The organism is Sphingobacterium thermophilum (genome assembly GCF_039541675.1).
GTDB lineage: Bacteria > Bacteroidota > Bacteroidia > Sphingobacteriales > Sphingobacteriaceae > Sphingobacterium > Sphingobacterium thermophilum.
Map to the genome: position 1 here is coordinate 100,465 of NZ_BAABGR010000003.1, position 16,093 is coordinate 116,557.

The 16,093-nt window shown below is 42.7% G+C and carries 15 protein-coding genes; 4 read left to right on the top strand and 11 right to left on the bottom strand.

The features are described 5' to 3' along the window. Positions 1-60 precede the first annotated feature (60 nt). The gene (locus ABD873_RS01195; protein WP_039053931.1) at positions 61-762 is read left to right on the top strand and encodes a YjjG family noncanonical pyrimidine nucleotidase; all 702 of its coding nucleotides are present in this window, start codon (positions 61-63) and stop codon (positions 760-762) included. 38 nt (positions 763-800) lie between these two features. On the opposite strand, the gene ABD873_RS01200 is transcribed toward ABD873_RS01195, so the two are convergent. The 3 genes from ABD873_RS01200 to ABD873_RS01210 form a co-directional block, all read right to left on the bottom strand. After that, complete coding sequence (locus ABD873_RS01200) at positions 801-1,937, bottom strand: SGNH/GDSL hydrolase family protein (protein WP_039053930.1); 1,137 nt, start codon at positions 1,935-1,937, stop codon at positions 801-803. A gap of 1 nt (position 1,938) precedes the next feature. Then, positions 1,939-2,745, bottom strand: coding sequence for a 3-keto-disaccharide hydrolase (locus ABD873_RS01205; protein WP_345063526.1), 807 nt, complete (start codon positions 2,743-2,745; stop codon positions 1,939-1,941). A 72-nt stretch (positions 2,746-2,817) separates the two neighbouring features. Further along, complete coding sequence (locus ABD873_RS01210; protein ID WP_345063529.1) at positions 2,818-3,099, bottom strand: ATP-dependent Clp protease adaptor ClpS; 282 nt, start codon at positions 3,097-3,099, stop codon at positions 2,818-2,820. Positions 3,100-3,176: 77 nt separating this feature from the next. On the opposite strand from ABD873_RS01210, the gene ABD873_RS01215 reads away from it, so the two are divergent. Further along, complete coding sequence (locus ABD873_RS01215) at positions 3,177-4,223, top strand: 3-oxoacyl-ACP synthase III family protein (RefSeq protein WP_425568656.1); 1,047 nt, start codon at positions 3,177-3,179, stop codon at positions 4,221-4,223. 50 nt (positions 4,224-4,273) lie between these two features. Here the strand turns inward: ABD873_RS01215 and ABD873_RS01220 are convergent, their stop codons facing one another. The 6 genes from ABD873_RS01220 to thrA all read right to left on the bottom strand — a co-directional run bounded on the left by ABD873_RS01220 (position 4,274) and on the right by thrA (position 12,671). After that, on the bottom strand, positions 4,274-5,473 hold the full coding sequence (locus tag ABD873_RS01220; RefSeq protein WP_345063536.1) for an MFS transporter: 1,200 nt from the start codon (positions 5,471-5,473) through the stop codon (positions 4,274-4,276). A gap of 16 nt (positions 5,474-5,489) precedes the next feature. After that, positions 5,490-6,674: a class I SAM-dependent rRNA methyltransferase gene (locus ABD873_RS01225; protein ID WP_345063538.1), complete on the bottom strand. Its 1,185-nt coding sequence runs from the start codon at positions 6,672-6,674 to the stop codon at positions 5,490-5,492. Positions 6,675-6,751: 77 nt separating this feature from the next. After that, positions 6,752-7,792, bottom strand: coding sequence for an isoaspartyl peptidase/L-asparaginase family protein (locus ABD873_RS01230; protein ID WP_345063541.1), 1,041 nt, complete (start codon positions 7,790-7,792; stop codon positions 6,752-6,754). Between the two features lie 92 nt (positions 7,793-7,884). Further along, positions 7,885-9,192, bottom strand: coding sequence for a threonine synthase (gene thrC / locus ABD873_RS01235; protein WP_345063544.1), 1,308 nt, complete (start codon positions 9,190-9,192; stop codon positions 7,885-7,887). Positions 9,193-9,197: 5 nt separating this feature from the next. Continuing rightward, positions 9,198-10,196 carry a homoserine kinase gene (locus tag ABD873_RS01240; RefSeq protein ID WP_345063546.1) on the bottom strand — a complete coding sequence of 333 codons (999 nt, stop codon included), beginning with the start codon at positions 10,194-10,196 and terminating at the stop codon, positions 9,198-9,200. 24 nt (positions 10,197-10,220) lie between these two features. Then, positions 10,221-12,671 carry a bifunctional aspartate kinase/homoserine dehydrogenase I gene (thrA, locus tag ABD873_RS01245; protein WP_345063549.1) on the bottom strand — a complete coding sequence of 817 codons (2,451 nt, stop codon included), beginning with the start codon at positions 12,669-12,671 and terminating at the stop codon, positions 10,221-10,223. 454 nt (positions 12,672-13,125) lie between these two features. Here thrA and ABD873_RS01250 point away from each other — a divergent pair, with 454 nt between their 5' ends. Further along, the gene (locus ABD873_RS01250; RefSeq protein WP_345063552.1) at positions 13,126-13,707 is read left to right on the top strand and encodes a C40 family peptidase; all 582 of its coding nucleotides are present in this window, start codon (positions 13,126-13,128) and stop codon (positions 13,705-13,707) included. A gap of 92 nt (positions 13,708-13,799) precedes the next feature. Continuing rightward, positions 13,800-14,315 carry a phosphoribosyltransferase family protein gene (locus ABD873_RS01255; protein WP_345063555.1) on the top strand — a complete coding sequence of 172 codons (516 nt, stop codon included), beginning with the start codon at positions 13,800-13,802 and terminating at the stop codon, positions 14,313-14,315. Between the two features lie 52 nt (positions 14,316-14,367). Here the strand turns inward: ABD873_RS01255 and ABD873_RS01260 are convergent, their stop codons facing one another. Further along, positions 14,368-15,744: a LysM peptidoglycan-binding domain-containing protein gene (locus ABD873_RS01260; protein ID WP_345063558.1), complete on the bottom strand. Its 1,377-nt coding sequence runs from the start codon at positions 15,742-15,744 to the stop codon at positions 14,368-14,370. Positions 15,745-15,842: 98 nt separating this feature from the next. Further along, positions 15,843-16,043 carry a twin-arginine translocase TatA/TatE family subunit gene (locus ABD873_RS01265; protein WP_039054045.1) on the bottom strand — a complete coding sequence of 67 codons (201 nt, stop codon included), beginning with the start codon at positions 16,041-16,043 and terminating at the stop codon, positions 15,843-15,845. Between the last annotated feature and the right edge of the window lie 50 nt (positions 16,044-16,093).

The window sequence follows — 16,093 nt, forward strand, 5'->3', positions numbered from 1 at the left end:
TGACAATAAGAAGAAAATACTCTTGAGGGAGAAACGAAATACAATTTCTTATCTTTGCATATGTTTCAACATAAAAAAGATATTTTCTTCGACTTAGACCATACGATTTGGGATTTTGACCGCAACGCTAGAGAAACTTTACACGAACTGTATTATGTTTTTGAGTTTGATAAGCTCTTCAATAGACCCAATTCGGACGATTTTATAGAAACCTATACAATAAACAACCATCGACTATGGGACCTTTACCATCACGGTAAGATTGACAAGCCCACCTTACGTAAATTACGTTTTGCGGACACCTTCCAACAATTGGGAGTAGATCCTGAATTGTTTCCAAAACAGTTTGAAGAAGAATATCTACGCATCTGCCCTACCAAGACCAACCTCTTCCCCAATGCCATAGAAACACTAGAATACCTGCAACACAGGTACAGTCTTCATTTGATTTCCAACGGGTTCAAGGAGGCCTGCGAAACAAAACTGCGCAGCAGCAACCTAGCCCAATACTTCAAAACCGTCGTTATTTCAGAAGTCTTCGGTGTTAACAAACCGGATGCACGAATTTTTGAATATGCTGTAACCCAAGGTGAGACTCAGAAAGATTATTCGGTCATGGTCGGTGATAACCTCGATGCTGACGTGCGAGGTGCTATCAATGCCGGCATGGATGCCATATATTTTAACGCCGTGGGAGCCGAAAAACCCCATGACGTACCTCACATGATCGTTGACCTTAAAGAGTTACAACATATTTTTTAAGAATTTTTACTTTAGGCTCAACAAAGCGAATAGGTTTCCTATTTGCTTTGTTGTTGTGATAATATCTTTTGCAAAAGCTTAGTATAAGCTTCTGCCAACTTCATCATACCTATATCATTCGGGTGGGCATAATCCACTGTCGATTCAATATCGAAACCTATATCTTTCGCCTTTATCAAATAAAGATTTTTAGTTCCTCTACTGATAAGGTCGTTATAAGTATTTATTGCCACTTCTGATGAAGCGCCATACTCGGCCATTGTGTGCTTGTTGAGAAATCCATCCGTGAAGGCTGAGCTATGTTGCAACAATACTATAGGTGTAGAGGGATGTTGTCTTCTCAGAAAAGTTACGGCATTACGGATTAAAGAGTCCAGCTGTTTTGCACTTCGAGAAGGCGTCAGCGCTAGGTTAGGTATGCAGTCCAGCACATACACCGCAGCATCTTCACCATTCATTAGATTCAAGATGGGCTGCTCAAGTCTACCATTCCCCGAGAAGGCCAAATTGATAACCTTTCTCTTCAGGTTCCTTCCTACTATGTTGGTCCAAGCTAACCCCGGTCTTGTAGCACAGGCTCCTTGAGCAATGGAAGTTCCATATACGACGATAGGTTTTGTCTTATCCTCCTTAAAGGTGAGTGAATATTTCGGATTGACTCCTATTTCCAAAAATTCCACCGTATTATATAGCGGAAGATAAAGCCTGTACACCTTGTTTTTCGAAGAACCTATATTGTTATAATTATAAACTATAGTGTCATTTTTATCACCAAACTTGTATTGTCCGAAGGCCCATTCCCAACTCGAACGGTCTTTGTGGAAAGCATACAGATCCACCCCACTTACGCCTATTGTAGGCATGTGAGGCATATTCAAGGCTCCCTTAACCTTATAACGCACCTGAATAGTGTCCGCCTCTGTCATAAAATCTACAAAGAGTCCTGCAGCATTGGTCCCCAAACTCCATACGGGAGGACGCACCTCACTTTTCACAGCTGACGGAAGCCGGTGGTAGCCATCCTCCTGCTTCAATACCGACAGCCTCCCTTGGATAGCCTGCTCTTTTAAAGGATCATAAAACCTTCTCTCCTGTGCCTGCGTAGCATTAACACTCATCAAACAAAAAAGAGAGCTTAATAAGCCCTCTACAAAAAACTTCTTCGTAATCTTCATGTTATAATACTTTCACTGTAATATTTCTGAACCAAACATCATCGCCGTGGTCTTGGAAACCGATCAAACCGGATTTGCTATCTCCCCCTACATTGTTCAACAAGGCAAAAGCCAAAGGCCATTTCTCCTGACTAAATTTGCTGGTCTGTAGCAACTGGGTCCACGCTTGATCACGGATAGTAAATTCAACAACTTTAACCCCATTCTGAAAATGCTGCACCTTATTGCCTTTCACGACAATCTTAGAAGTATTCCACTCGCCTACAGGTTTTGCATTTTGCGGCTTGGCGGGGATCATGTCGTATAAAGAAGCGGATTTTCGGTTGCCATCCACCCCCATCTTAGCATCAGGATGGTTGTCATTATCCAAAATCTGGTATTCAGGAGATGAAATGTAGATTGGCTGGTTCTTGATTTCTTTGGCTAGATAGAAAACACCCGAATTGCCAGCATGTGACACCTTCCACTCGAATTCCAGCTCAAACTCTTTGAAATCATAAGCAAATACGATATCACCACCTTCAGGTTTCTCTACATTCGGGTTGCGCGAAAATCTAAGTGCTCCGTCCTCAATACTCCATTTATTAGGAACATGATCTTTATTGTACCCTCTCCATCCTTTCAAAGAGCTGCCATCAAAAATAACATAAGCTCCTTTTTTGTTTTTCTTAAATTCCTTGATATCTACCCGAGGTAGATTGGAATATTCAATGGTATTTAAAATTTCTGCTGTTTTTTGCTCTTGTGCATTAGCATTCATAGTAATTGCTGTGGCTAGAACGGCCATAGGAAGAATTCTTCTTATCATAATATTTAAGTTTATAGTATACTGTCTTTCGAATAAAGATATTAATTATCTACATTCGACACAAGTAACAATCTACTCGACAGTAACGGTCAATCCTTCCGACTTCAAAATTTTGCGATACACTTCCAGTTCTGTAAAAGAACCTTCCAGGATAGCGCATTTTCCTTCAGTATGCACTTTCCAGGCAATACGTTCAGCTTCCGTCTCCGTATATTGAAGATGATGCATCAAACAATAAATAACATGCTCAAAGGTATTGACGTCGTCGTTCCACAAGATCAAACGATGGTTCTCTTTTACCGATGCCAGTAGTTCTTCTAAGGTATATGTTTCTTGTGCCGTCTCAACACTCATATTACAAAAATATAGTATTTTTCAAAAAAAATGTAATTTTAGAGACTAATAGGATAACTAATTATAAAATTCATATGATGTTTCAATCAAAAATTGCAGGTATTGGCTTCTACGTTCCAAAGAATATATATACAAACCATGACCTGACGCGCTTCATGGACACCAGTGACGAATGGATACAGGAGCGTACAGGCATCAAAGAACGCCGCTATGCGGACCGCATCGGCGAGACGACAACCACTATGGCCGTGGAAGCCTCCAAAATAGCGCTACAACGTGCCGGCATCACCGCGCAGGACGTGGACTTCATCGTCTTTGCTACTCTATCCCCGGATTATTATTTTCCGGGAAGTGCTGTATTGTTACAGAGAGAGATGGGCATGGGCGAAGTAGGAGCTCTCGACATACGCAACCAATGCTCGGGATTCATATACGCTCTTTCTATCGCTGACCAATATATCAAAACAGGAATGTATAAAAATGTCCTTGTAGTAGGATCTGAAAAGCACTCTTTCGCGTTGGACTTCTCTACCAGAGGACGTGCCGTATCGGTTATTTTTGGTGACGGCGCCGGAGCGGTAGTCATGCAACCTACACAAGAAGCACATAAAGGCGTTTTGAGCACCCACCTACATTCCGATGGATCCGAAGCTGAAAAGCTGGCCATGTACTACCCGGGTTCTTCAAGCGGCATATGGCTGGACACCATGCCAGAATGGCCGGAACAGGAATTAGGAGGGCTTCTTATGACTCCTAAAATGTTGGAAGACGGTACTGCATTTCCTTATATGGACGGACAGGCAGTATTTAAAAAGGCGGTAGCCAAATTTCCGGAAGTTATCCATGAAGCTTTACAAAAAAATAACCTCTCCCCTGCCGATATAGACTTACTCATACCACATCAGGCAAACCTGCGCATATCGCAGTACGTTCAAAAACTATTGGGACTGCCAGACGAAAAGGTATTTAACAATATTCAGAAGTATGGGAATACCACGGCTGCTTCCATCCCTATTGCATTGTGTGAAGCATGGGAAGCAGGGTTAATCAAAGAAGGTGACCTCATCTGTCTTGCAGCCTTTGGTGCCGGCTTTACGTGGGGTTCGGCATTGATAAGGTGGTAGGATATAACAAAAAAAAGCGATTGACGTCTGATCAATCGCTTTTTTGTTATTTATCTCTGCTGAATGTAATTTATCTTCTGCAAATTAGGCAGCAAAGCTGCAATGACACCTATCACCGGCAGATATGAACAGATATGATAAATATGCTCTATGGATGTCCAGTCGGCGAGCCACCCCAACAGGGCTGAACCTATTCCTGCCACGCCAAAGGCAAATCCGTAAAACAATCCCGAAACCATACCCAACTTCTTAGGTAACAGCTCCTGTGCATAAACGATAATTGCAGGAAAAGCTGAAGACAATATAAGTCCTATGATGACAATAAAGATGCCTGTCATTGTCAACCCAACATATGGCAGGGCCAACGTGAAAGGGGCTGCTCCCAACACAGAAAACCATATAACATATTTCCTGCCGAAACGATCTCCAAAAATCCCTCCAATCATAGTTCCCACAGCTACTGCCGTAAGGAAATAAAATAAATACACCTGCGCCCGCACAGCGGAAATACCAAATTTCTCCATAGCATAAAACTGCAGATAGTTGGTGATGCTTGCCACATAAAAATATTTGGAAAGTATAAGCAGAAGTAAAATCACGATAGACAGGATAACCTTACTTTTAGGAAGATCGGGATAAGCTATGCTCTTCTTTTCTGTTTTAGACTGTCTCAGCAGATGCTCCTTATACCAGCCACCTATATAATACGCAACCAACTGTCCCAGCAGAGGAACGGCCACCAACCACATGATAGCCCATTGGCCACGCGGCAGTACCACATAAGCCACTACGATTGGTGCTAACGCCATACCTCCATTGCCTCCAATCTGAAATATAGACTGCGCTAGGCTTCGCTTTCCTGAAGAGGCCATATAAGCGATTCGCGACGATTCTGGATGAAAAATCGAAGAGGCAATACCCACCAAAAAGACAGTTATAAGTATCCACAGATAGCTATGAGCATTGGCAAAGACAAACATTCCCACAATCAAAAGTGCCATGGCCAGCATCTGGGAGTAGGGCTGCGAACGTTTGTCTGTATAAGTACCTACCATCGGTTGAAAAATAGATGCCGACAGCTGATAAACAAAAGTGATAAGTCCTATCTGACCGTAGTCCAGATGGTGTTCTTGTTTCAGCAAAGGATATACCGCAGGGATGACACCTTGAATAAGATCGTTCAACAGATGGGCAAAACTTACGGCAAATAAAATTGGATAAATAGGCTTCTCAGTTGATAGTTTCAGCATCTAATAATAATTTAATCTACATTACCCGTACCAGCAGACCTTTTAAATATTCTCCTTCAGGGAAAGAAGCCCTTACTGGGTGGTCCTCAGGCTGAGTAAACTGTCTTATAAATTGAATTTCTTTTCCTGCATCCAATGCTGCCCAAGCAATAACCTGTTTAAAGGTTTCAATATCCATAGCTCCTGAACAAGAGAATGTGGCCAGCAATCCGCCCGATTCCAACAATAACAAACCGCGGCGGTTCAGCTCTTTGTAGGCTCGTGACGCCCTCTCCAAGGTAGAACGTGAAGGTGCATATTTAGGAGGATCCAAAATGATGATATCAAACTTCTCCTCCTGTTCAGCAAGATGACGTAAATATTTGTTTACATCCAACTGTACAGCACTATGTTTTGAAGAATCAAAACCGTTGTGCAGCACATTGTTTTTCAAGGTCTCTACCGCTAAGGCAGAGCTATCCACAGACACAATTTCCTGAGCTCCTGCACGGAAGGCATTTAACGTGAAACCTCCCGAATAGCAGAAACAGTCCAAAACTCTCTTTCCTTTGGCATATTGTGCAACTAAAAAGCGGTTTTCACGTTGGTCACAGTAAAAACCGGACTTCTGTCCGTCAATGATATTAACCTTATAATGAATTCCGTTTTCTATAACATCCACAAATGTCGGAGGCATTACCCCCCAACGTAATCCATTGGTATTGGGCAGTCCCTCATACTCGCGAGACTTCAGATCACTACGTTCGTATATTCCTTTTGGTGAAAGCTGCTGCACAAGCTCATCGACGATGATATGCTTTACGCGCTCCACACCGGCAGCATGTACCTGAATAGAAATAAAATCAGCATACTTGTCGGCAATAAGCCCCGGTAAAAAATCGGCCTCCGCAAAGATGAGACGTACGGTATCATTTTCTTCATGAAGGAGATGGGTTCTGTTCTTGATAGCCTTCTGTACACGTGTCCGCCACCACTGTTCATCAATGGGGTTGGCTGGGTTCCATTCCAAAAGACGTATTGCTACACGAGAAGTATCATTGTATATACCATAGGCAATAAATTCACCCTCTATATTGTGTACCGCAACAACATCACCATTCTCAATATCACCTTCCAACGATTTTATAGCACCCGAAAATACCCAGGGATGCAACTGCCAGGCAGCCTTGTCTTTGCCTTTATTAAGGATTATTTTATTCATCCCTGCAAAAATACAGAATACAAAAGGATTAGCTGCTCCTATTATTCAAAAAATAAAGGGGGATTACTCCCCCTTTGCTAATCTTTGAAGATGAAGACCGAGACCTTCCCGTTTTCATCGATTGTACCCCGATACATTCCGGAAGTATTAAATTCCATCGCAAATTTTCCGTTTCGGTCCAAAGCTATCATACCTCCTTCCCCTCCAAGCTGACCGATTTCAGCAATAACCTGCTTAGTGGCTTCCTCTACCGAAAGGCCTTTTAACTCCATAAGAGTAGACACTCGGTGGGCCGCTACGGCACGTATATAATATTCTCCCCAGCCAGTACAAGAGATGCCGGCAGTACTATTATTGCAATAGGTGCCCGCTCCAATAATCGGTGAGTCCCCCACACGTCCGTAACGTTTGTTTGTCATTCCTCCGGTGGATGTTGCTGCCGCTAGGTTTCCTTGCTTATCCAATGCTACAGCCCCTACAGTACCAAATTTGTTATCCGCATCCGTCACCCCCGAAATAAGATATGAACGAGGATCCACATGATATGCTGCAGGTTTTCCTTCTTCCTTATTTTTCGTGCGCTGGAGCTGCTGCCATCTCTCCTCTGTAAAGAAGTAGGAGGACGGAACAGTGTCGCAGCCTTGGGCCATAGCAAACAGCTCTGCTCCACGTCCCACCATCATCACATGTTCCGACTTTTCCATCACTGCACGTGCTGCATCAATGGGGTTTTTAAGATTTTTCACGCCTGCCACTGCCCCTGCCTGAAGAGTGGCCCCATCCATGATGGAAGCATCAAGTTCATTTTTCCCTTCATTGGTGAAGACTGCCCCTTTCCCTGCATTGAATAACGGTGAATCTTCCATAACATTGACTGCGGCCTGCACAGCATCCAAAGCACTTTCCCCTGCACGGATTTTCTCATATCCCTTCTTCAATGCCAAAGTCAACGCCTCCTTGTAGCGTTGTTCCTTCTCTGGCGTCATACTTTTCTTGTTGATGGTACCAGCGCCACCATGAATAACCAATACCACTTTGGGCTCCTGAGCTGCCGTCTGTGCATACACTACACCACTACAAAAGGCTGCAATCAAACAGTATTTCAATATTCTTTTCAAAGCTTTGAATTTTAGGTCTATATATACGAATCTAAATAAAAAAGGACTTTCCCACAAGAGGAAAATCCTTAACTACTCATATGAAGAAACAATTATTTATTTTTCAGCAGATAGTCTTTAAACATCTCATAGTCTACCTGCAGAGGTTCCGCCAGCTTAGGTTTGCCGGCTAGCTCTTTGGCACCTTCCGGATAAACTACATGCTCGAAAATATCGGCGTCTATACCATCCGGAAATTTGCAGGGATGTGCTGTCGACAAAAATACCGAAGCATATTGTCCCGGATATTCTTCCTTATAAGCTTGGGAAGCCAGATAGGCGATAGCGGTATGTGGGCACGCCACATATCTATATTTTTCGAATAGCTCCCGCATACCGGCTTTAGTTTGCTCATCGTTATACGTATAGGAAGAAATCATATTGCGTAGCTTATCCAGATCGTTGTCGAACAAATCTTGGATACGCACCCAGTTACTTGGATTTCCGACATCCATAGCGTTGGCTAATGTCTGAACCGACGGTTTTGGATCATAAGCTCCCGAAGCGAGGAAACGCGGCACAGTATCGTTTACATTCGTTCCTGCTACAAAATGTTTTACAGGCAACCCCATCTTGTATGCCAACAGTCCTGCTCCAATATTACCGAAGTTGCCACTAGGCACGGTAAACACCACTTCGTCGACACCTTGCGCCTTCAGCTGTGCATAAGCCCAGAAATAATAAAACGTCTGCGGTATCAAGCGAGCAATATTGATGGAGTTTGCAGAAGTAAGTCTTAACTCTCTGTTAAGCTCCGTATCGTTGAATGCCTGCTTCACTAGAGCTTGACAATCGTCAAACGTGCCCTCAACCTCTAATGCACGTATGTTCTGGCCGTTGGTAGTGAGCTGCTCTTCCTGCACTTTAGACACCTTACCTTTAGGATAGAGGATGGTCACGCGCGTCCCCTCCACCCCTAAGAATCCTAAAGCCACAGCTCCTCCTGTATCTCCCGAAGTGGCAACCAAGACATCCAGCAATTTGTCGCCCTGTTTAGAAAAATAACCCATCACTCGGCTCATGAAACGCGCACCAAAATCTTTAAAAGCATAGGAAGGACCATGAAACAGTTCGAGCACCGCAGTTTCTGGGTCCAAAAATTTAACAGGAGCATCAAAGTTGATTGCATCTTCCACGATCTTCTTCAGGTCCACGGCTGGAATATCATCGCCTATCAAGGCTGAAGCAACCGTAAAAGCTATCTCTTGCAAAGAATATTGATGAATATTTTTTATAAAAAGTGGATCTAGGGAAGGAATCACCTCCGGCATATAGAGGCCCCGATCTTGCGGCAAAGAGTTGAATACCGCCTCTTTAAATGAAACTCTTAAATCTTTATTGTTCGTGCTATATAATTTCATAATGGTTAGTCGTTAAAGGGTAATACCTTAGGTCCTTCCACATTTACTGCAGAAACGTATCTATAACTATCTATTCCATTCGTAGAAAGATGTTCCTGAATTTTCCGTGTAACGGATTCCGCTACCTCCCTTCCTTTGGTTACCGCCACCACAGAAGGTCCTGACCCCGAAATACCGAAGCTCAGCGCCCCTGAAGAAAGAGCTATTTCCTTCATGGCATAAAATTCAGGGATGAGGATTGCTCGGGAAGGTTCGATGATGATGTCATGCATACTTCTTCCTAAGAGTTCATAGTCTTCCGTGAAAAGCCCTGCAACAACCCCAGCAATATTGCCCCACTGTGTTACAGCATCCTTCAGTAATACCTTTTCTTTGATGAGCTGTCGTGCATCTCGTGTAGGCACATCCACCTGAGGGAACACAATCCCTGCATAAAGTTCCTTTGGTGCAGGCAGCTTCACAATATCCAGCTCTTCTCCTCCACGCACAAGAGTCACCCCTCCCATCAATGCGGGAGCAACATTGTCGGCATGCCCATGCCCACAAGCTAGTCGCTCTCCCTCCACGCAGTAAGGCATAAGCTCCTCCTTGGTTAGCGGGTTTCCCAGCAGGGTATTTATGGCAAACAACCCTGCAACGGTACTCGCCGAGCTGGATCCCAAACCAGACCCTATAGGCATATGTTTGATTAGTTCTATCTCTACCCCTATATCTTGCAGTATTCCTAAGTCGTCGAGCAGCATCTTCACACAGGCACTCACGGTATTTCTGTCTGCATCCATCGGCAGCCGCCCGTCGTCGCCCTGTATCGAGCGTATACGGACGCCAGGCTCTGCTACTCTATACATCTTTACTTCATCTCCGGGCTCATCTACAGCGAACCCCAGAATGTCGAAGCCACAAATCATGTTGGCTACGGTAGCAGGAGCAAACACACGAACTTTATCTAATATCTTGCTAAAGTCTATGTTCTTCTCCTTCAACTTATTTTGATCAATGGGCATACTATCTATTTTTACTTAAAAATACTATTTAGCACCTACATTTACCAAGTCTGCAAACACACCCGCTGCAGTCACCTCTGCCCCAGCTCCAGGACCTTTGACTACCAAAGGACGTTCTTTGTATCGTTCTGTAGTAAAGGAGATAATGTTATCACTACCCGACAACGAGTAGAAAGGATGAGTCTCGTCCACCATCTGCATGCTAATAGACACCTTGCCCTCTTCTAATTTACCTATATAACGGATAACCTTATTTTGGGCTGCTGCCTTTTCCTTCAACTCATTGAAGAAGCTATCAGCTTTCAACAACTCTGCATAGAATTCATCGACCGATGCAGCTGCAGCACATGATTCCGGAAGAATCTGCTCTAGCTCCACATCTTCGGCCTCCACGACATAACCTGCGTCACGTGCCAGTATAAGCATCTTACGCATGAAATCCACTCCTCCCAAGTCATCGCGCGGATCCGGCTCCGTATAACCTAATTCCTGTGCCTTTTTCACCACATCGTAGAAGGAAGCTTCCCCTACAAAGTTGTTGAAGATATAGGATATCGTTCCGGAAAGGATGGCCTCTATCTTCAGGATTCTGTCTCCACTAAGCATAAGATCTTTAAGCACCCGCACGATAGGTAGCCCTGCTCCCACGTTGGTTTCGTAGAAGAAGTCTACACCATGTCTGCGTGCGGTATCGTGCAACAGTTTGTAGGTAGCATAATCCCCCGAATTGGCGATCTTATTACATGTCACTATAGAAATGTTGGACTTGAAAATCTCTTCGTAGTATTTTGCAGGCAACTTGCTAGCCGTATTATCTATAAACACACAGTTTGGCAGGTTCATGCTTTTCATGGTTTCCACAAAGGCAGCCAAATCGGACACCTGACCGTTGGCCTCCAAGTCTTCTTTCCAGGTTTCGAGATTTATGCCGTTTTTATCGAACAGCATCTTACGCGAGTTGGCAACACCTACCACTTTTATTTCAAGGTCGTTCTTATCCAACAGAAAGTCGTGTTGCTTAGCTAGCTGCTTGAACAGCGTCGAGCCTATATTTCCTGTTCCTAGGTTGAACACATGTAATGTCTTCTTCAGCTCAGCGAAGAAGGCGTCATGTACGGCGTTCAGAGCTTTTGCGAGATCTTCTTTGGCGATGATCACCGAGATGTTGAATTCCGAAGACCCTTGAGCTATGGCACGTACGTTGATACCGTTACGTCCTAAGGCCGCAAAAAGACGTCCCGACATACCTGGAGTGCGCTTCATGTTTTCCCCAACGATAGCCAATACGGAAAGATCTTTTTCTACTTCCGGCATCACCAGCTTGTTGGCCTGCAACTCCAATTCAAACTCGGTAGCAATAAGCTTCAACGCTTTCTCTGCATCACTAGGATTTACAGCGAAGGTAATGCTATGCTCCGAAGAAGATTGAGTGATAAGGATGACATTAATCTGCTCTCTCGCCAGCAGCGTAAACAAACGCCCCGAAAAGCCGGACTTACCAATCATCCCCGACCCCGAAAGATTGATTATCGAAACATCCGAGATGGAAGATATACCTTTGATTGGATATTGACTGCAATCTGATTCAAATTGGATGATAGTCCCTGGAAATTCTGGCTCAAAAGTATTGCGGATGGCTATAGGAATGCGCTTCATAAAGGCAGGAATCATCGTCGGTGGATAGATTACCTTCGCCCCGAAGTACGACAACTCCATCGCTTCGGTGTACGATAGCACCGGCAGCGAAAAAGCTTTCTTCACGATGCGTGGATCCGCTGTCAACATACCGTTTACATCAGTCCAAATTTCGATGACTGAGGCTCCCAAGATCGAACCGAAAATAGCAGCTGTATAGTCCGAACCGCCTCGTCCTAAAGTTGTAACACGCCCTTCCTCATTAGAACCGATAAAACCGGTAACAAACATAAGCTTGTCAGCGTGTGTATGTTTTAGGCTGTTGATAAGTTGCGTTGTAAGCTCTTCGTTAAGATGGGCATTTCCAAAATTGGAATCCGTCTTCATATAATGTGATGCATCCACATATATGGACTCCGGAATATACTGTTCCATGATTTTGGAAACCATATAATTGGAGAAGCGCTCTCCATATGATATAATTAAGTCCTTACTTTGAAGGCTAAGCTCTTGCAGGGCATATACCCCTTGAAGTATTTCCTCAAGCTCATTCAACATAAGCTTAAGTTTGGTGTACACCGGATTTTGGTATTTGATGGCGATTAGCTGTTTGACCACTTCAAAATGCTTTTCTTCCAGCAGCTTGATATCCTCCGCAAAAGACTTACGTTGTGCTGCATTTTCTGCCATCTGCGTAAGCAGGTTGGTCACTCCAGACATTGCCGACAATACCACCAGAGGCTTCTCTCCTCTGTCGTAAGAAGATTTTACGATTTCCAGTACAGACTTGATACTATCTACTGTACCTACCGACGTTCCGCCAAATTTTAGAACTTTCATTGGTTTAAGTTATTTACTATTTAGTTTATTTATTTCCGTATTCCCAAAACAAAGAAGCCTTCCTCTTTCGGAGGAAGGCTTCTGTATATCTACACTCAATTATACAAACAAGTTACTTCCTCCGAGAAATTATCCCCGTAGTAATAATAATTGTTGTAATAATTGAGTTCACGTATTTCATATTTTTCAAATCTGCAGCTAAGATAGAACTATTTTAATATTAAAATCAAATTTTTTTTAAAAAAATTTCAAACAAAAATAAACAAAGTATTTATCCTTTTATAAAACGCATTTATGGACATATAGCTACGTATTTACACCTTCAACTATGTTAAAAATTCGTTAAAACACCGTAAAAAAATTTGGATTGTAGGGATGTATCTACTATCTTCGTGACATCTACTCCTTGGAAAAGAGTAGTGTAAAGGAAAGTTGTAAATAAAAAAGCGATTTAATGAACACAAAAAAACTAATAGCAGCAGTGCTATTTATAGGCTTTTGTCTAGTGTCGCAAGCACAAACAACAAACAACAAGAAGAACAACAACGAGCAGGACAACCTAGCTAAAGAATATTTCTCCCAGATCATGGGAGTTGCTATTAAAGCAACGACAAACACTAAACTCTATCAATTCGTATACGATTGGCTTGGCACACCTTACCGTTTGGGTGGAGATTCCAAAAAAGGAATTGATTGTTCGAAGTTCTCCTTAGCTGTATACGAAAACGTCTTCAATACCACTATCGGTTACAACAGCAGAAACCAATACGCTAATGTAACACCTGTCAACCGCAAAGACCTTCAGCCAGGCGATTTGGTATTCTTCAAAATCAGAAGTAAAAGCATCACACATGTGGGTGTCTATCTTGGAGATGACAAGTTTGCACATGCCTCATCCAGCAAAGGCGTAATGGTAAGCAGCCTAAAGGAACCTTACTGGAACCGCTACTATTATAACGGTGGAAGACCAAAGCCAGAAGTAAGTGAAACTATGACGGCAGATGCCTCTTCCTACAAAGAAGAAAACAATAAATAAAGTAACGATAAAATCTTTAAAAGTTAATAAAGTCCGAATGGCATTCATATCATTCGGACTTTTTATTTATTTTTGCTTTAACAGATTATATTATGCCAAGTAAAAAGACTCTAATATTAAATAAAGAACAGATCCTTCAAAAATCTAAGCGTATCGCTTATCAAATCCTTGAAGACAATTTTGAAGAGCCCAGCATTGTCCTTGTAGGTATAGCTGACCGAGGGTATATCTTCGCGCAGCGCCTTCAAAAGATATTAAAAGACATCGCTCCGGACAAAGAAATAGAATTGATAAAGGTGACTATCCAGAAAAACAAAAGAAGTCTGGAAGCTACTACAGACATTCCGGTAGAGTCTGCTGCAAATAAAGCTATCGTCATCATCGACGATGTACTGAACAGCGGACGTACCTTAGCCTACGGATTGGGCGCTTTTATCAATGTGCCGTTGAAAAAGATGCGTACAGCCGTATTGGTAGATCGCAGCCACCATCAGTTCCCTATATTCAGTGATTTCTACGGATTGAAGCTTTCTACCATCCTCAAAGAACATGTGGAGGTCCGTCTCGAAGAGTTCGACAAGCAAGAAGATAGCGTTTGGCTATCTTAAGATATAGTTTATTTCTACTAATCATATAAAATAAGAAAGGATTAAGTTTTACTTAATCCTTTCTTATTTTTAATCTCATTCCCGGCTTTATAAGATTACCTTTTAGGCCATTGTCCTTTTTTATTTTTTCTACTGTGATGCCATCATATTTGCGGGCTATCTTATCCAGGGAGTCTCCTTTCTTTACTGTATAATAGGCTGTCCTACTTTTAGGTGCTGATGTTTTATTTCTGGATGAGGTATTTTTTGCTAAGGTTGTACTAACAGGCTTGAAGACCACAAGCTGCCTTCCGGCGATGATACTTTTGTTTGAAAGATTGTTCCAAGCTTTCAGGTCCTGTACGGTAACACCAAATTTACGTGCTATAGAAGTCAGTGTCTCCCCTTTTTTGACGCGGTATGTCTTTCTTGCTTCCGCTACCATGACTTCCTCTTCTTCGCGATACTCTAGTGTCAAGGAGGAAGGAGCATTCAATGCCAGATAAAGAAGGCTGTCATTTACATTTGGTGTGACAGGCAAGAATAGACGTTTTGGTTTCTCTACAGATCCAGGCACTACAGACTTTTTATAGGCAGGATTGTAATGTTTAAGTTGCTTCAAGTCCATGTTTATGGCTTTGGCAATATGTCGTAAGTCCACCACTTTATCTACCATCACCATCTTGGCCGTATAGTCTAGCTCGGTCTCCGCAGGCTCAATAGCATAATAGGCGGCATTGCTCAATACATAGGTCATAGCAATATACTTAGGAATATAGTTTTGAGTTTCCTGTGGTAAATAGGGAGCTACGTCCCAAAACGTGGGACTCTCCAGCCCTGTACGGGCAAGGGCACGCTGCATCGCCCCGCGGCCACAGTTATAAGATGCCAAAGCCAACGTCCAGTCGTTGAACATGTCATAGGCCTCTTTCAGATATTTGGAGACAGCATACGTTGCCGTATAAATATCCTTACGCTCGTCGATATGGGCATTCATATCCAAATCATAGAGACGAGCCGTGGTATAAATAAACTGCCAAGGACCTACAGCACCGGACCGCGAAACGAGATGAGGATCCAAAGAAGATTCTACCAAAGAAAGATATTTCACCTCATCCGGAATCTGCATATCCTTAAAAACCTTTTCATACACAGCAAAATAATGCTTACTTAGCCCTAACAGACGACTCATATAAGGTCTGTAATTTGCAGAAGTATATTTGTCTATAAAATATTTCACCTTCTCGTTGTATGTCAACGGAATAGTCTTGGATGTAGCCTGCATCCTTTCTATAAGCTCACGCTCTTCCTCATTCCATGCTGACAGCGTATCTTTTGGAGATATCGACGAAGGTGTATTTTTACTTTCTGCTAAAGGCTTAGAAGTAAAGGCATGCAAATGGTTTGAAAAAAGAAAGGTTAAAAGTGCTGTACAATAAAAAAGTTTCATATTGTGCTAGTTTTGGTCACTAGTTGGCAATACTCAGCCGAACCGGCATAAAAAAGTAAAGATTACATCGACAGCAATGTAATCTTTACTGAAAGCTCTTATTGGTTATTATTTGTGTTATTCTGTTCGTTCGAGCGATTTGACGTATCCTCACGCTGCCCCTCTTTGAACTCTCTCACGCCTCTACCCAAACCACGCATTAACTCAGGAATCTTTTTTCCTCCAAACAACAATAGGACTAATATTACAATAACTATAATTTCTTGCGTTCCTATGAATAATAAATTAGATGTATGCATTTGCTTATTTCTTAATGAATTCTAATAGTTCAATACTCTCTTTACAAATA

Bases quoted from the DNA above. Each gene is read 5' to 3' on its own strand.
- ABD873_RS01195 (WP_039053931.1), top strand. From the start codon at position 61: ATGTTTCAACATAAAAAAGATATTTTCTTCGACTTAGACCATACGATT.
- ABD873_RS01200 (WP_039053930.1), bottom strand. From the start codon at position 1,937: ATGAAGATTACGAAGAAGTTTTTTGTAGAGGGCTTATTAAGCTCTCTT.
- ABD873_RS01205 (WP_345063526.1), bottom strand. From the start codon at position 2,745: ATGATAAGAAGAATTCTTCCTATGGCCGTTCTAGCCACAGCAATTACT.
- ABD873_RS01210 (WP_345063529.1), bottom strand. From the start codon at position 3,099: ATGAGTGTTGAGACGGCACAAGAAACATATACCTTAGAAGAACTACTG.
- ABD873_RS01215 (WP_425568656.1), top strand. From the start codon at position 3,177: ATGTTTCAATCAAAAATTGCAGGTATTGGCTTCTACGTTCCAAAGAAT.
- ABD873_RS01220 (WP_345063536.1), bottom strand. From the start codon at position 5,473: ATGCTGAAACTATCAACTGAGAAGCCTATTTATCCAATTTTATTTGCC.
- ABD873_RS01225 (WP_345063538.1), bottom strand. From the start codon at position 6,674: ATGAATAAAATAATCCTTAATAAAGGCAAAGACAAGGCTGCCTGGCAG.
- thrC (WP_345063544.1), bottom strand. From the start codon at position 9,192: ATGAAATTATATAGCACGAACAATAAAGATTTAAGAGTTTCATTTAAA.
- ABD873_RS01240 (WP_345063546.1), bottom strand. From the start codon at position 10,196: ATGCCCATTGATCAAAATAAGTTGAAGGAGAAGAACATAGACTTTAGC.
- thrA (WP_345063549.1), bottom strand. From the start codon at position 12,671: ATGAAAGTTCTAAAATTTGGCGGAACGTCGGTAGGTACAGTAGATAGT.
- ABD873_RS01250 (WP_345063552.1), top strand. From the start codon at position 13,126: ATGAACACAAAAAAACTAATAGCAGCAGTGCTATTTATAGGCTTTTGT.
- ABD873_RS01255 (WP_345063555.1), top strand. From the start codon at position 13,800: ATGCCAAGTAAAAAGACTCTAATATTAAATAAAGAACAGATCCTTCAA.
- ABD873_RS01260 (WP_345063558.1), bottom strand. From the start codon at position 15,744: ATGAAACTTTTTTATTGTACAGCACTTTTAACCTTTCTTTTTTCAAAC.
- ABD873_RS01265 (WP_039054045.1), bottom strand. From the start codon at position 16,043: ATGCATACATCTAATTTATTATTCATAGGAACGCAAGAAATTATAGTT.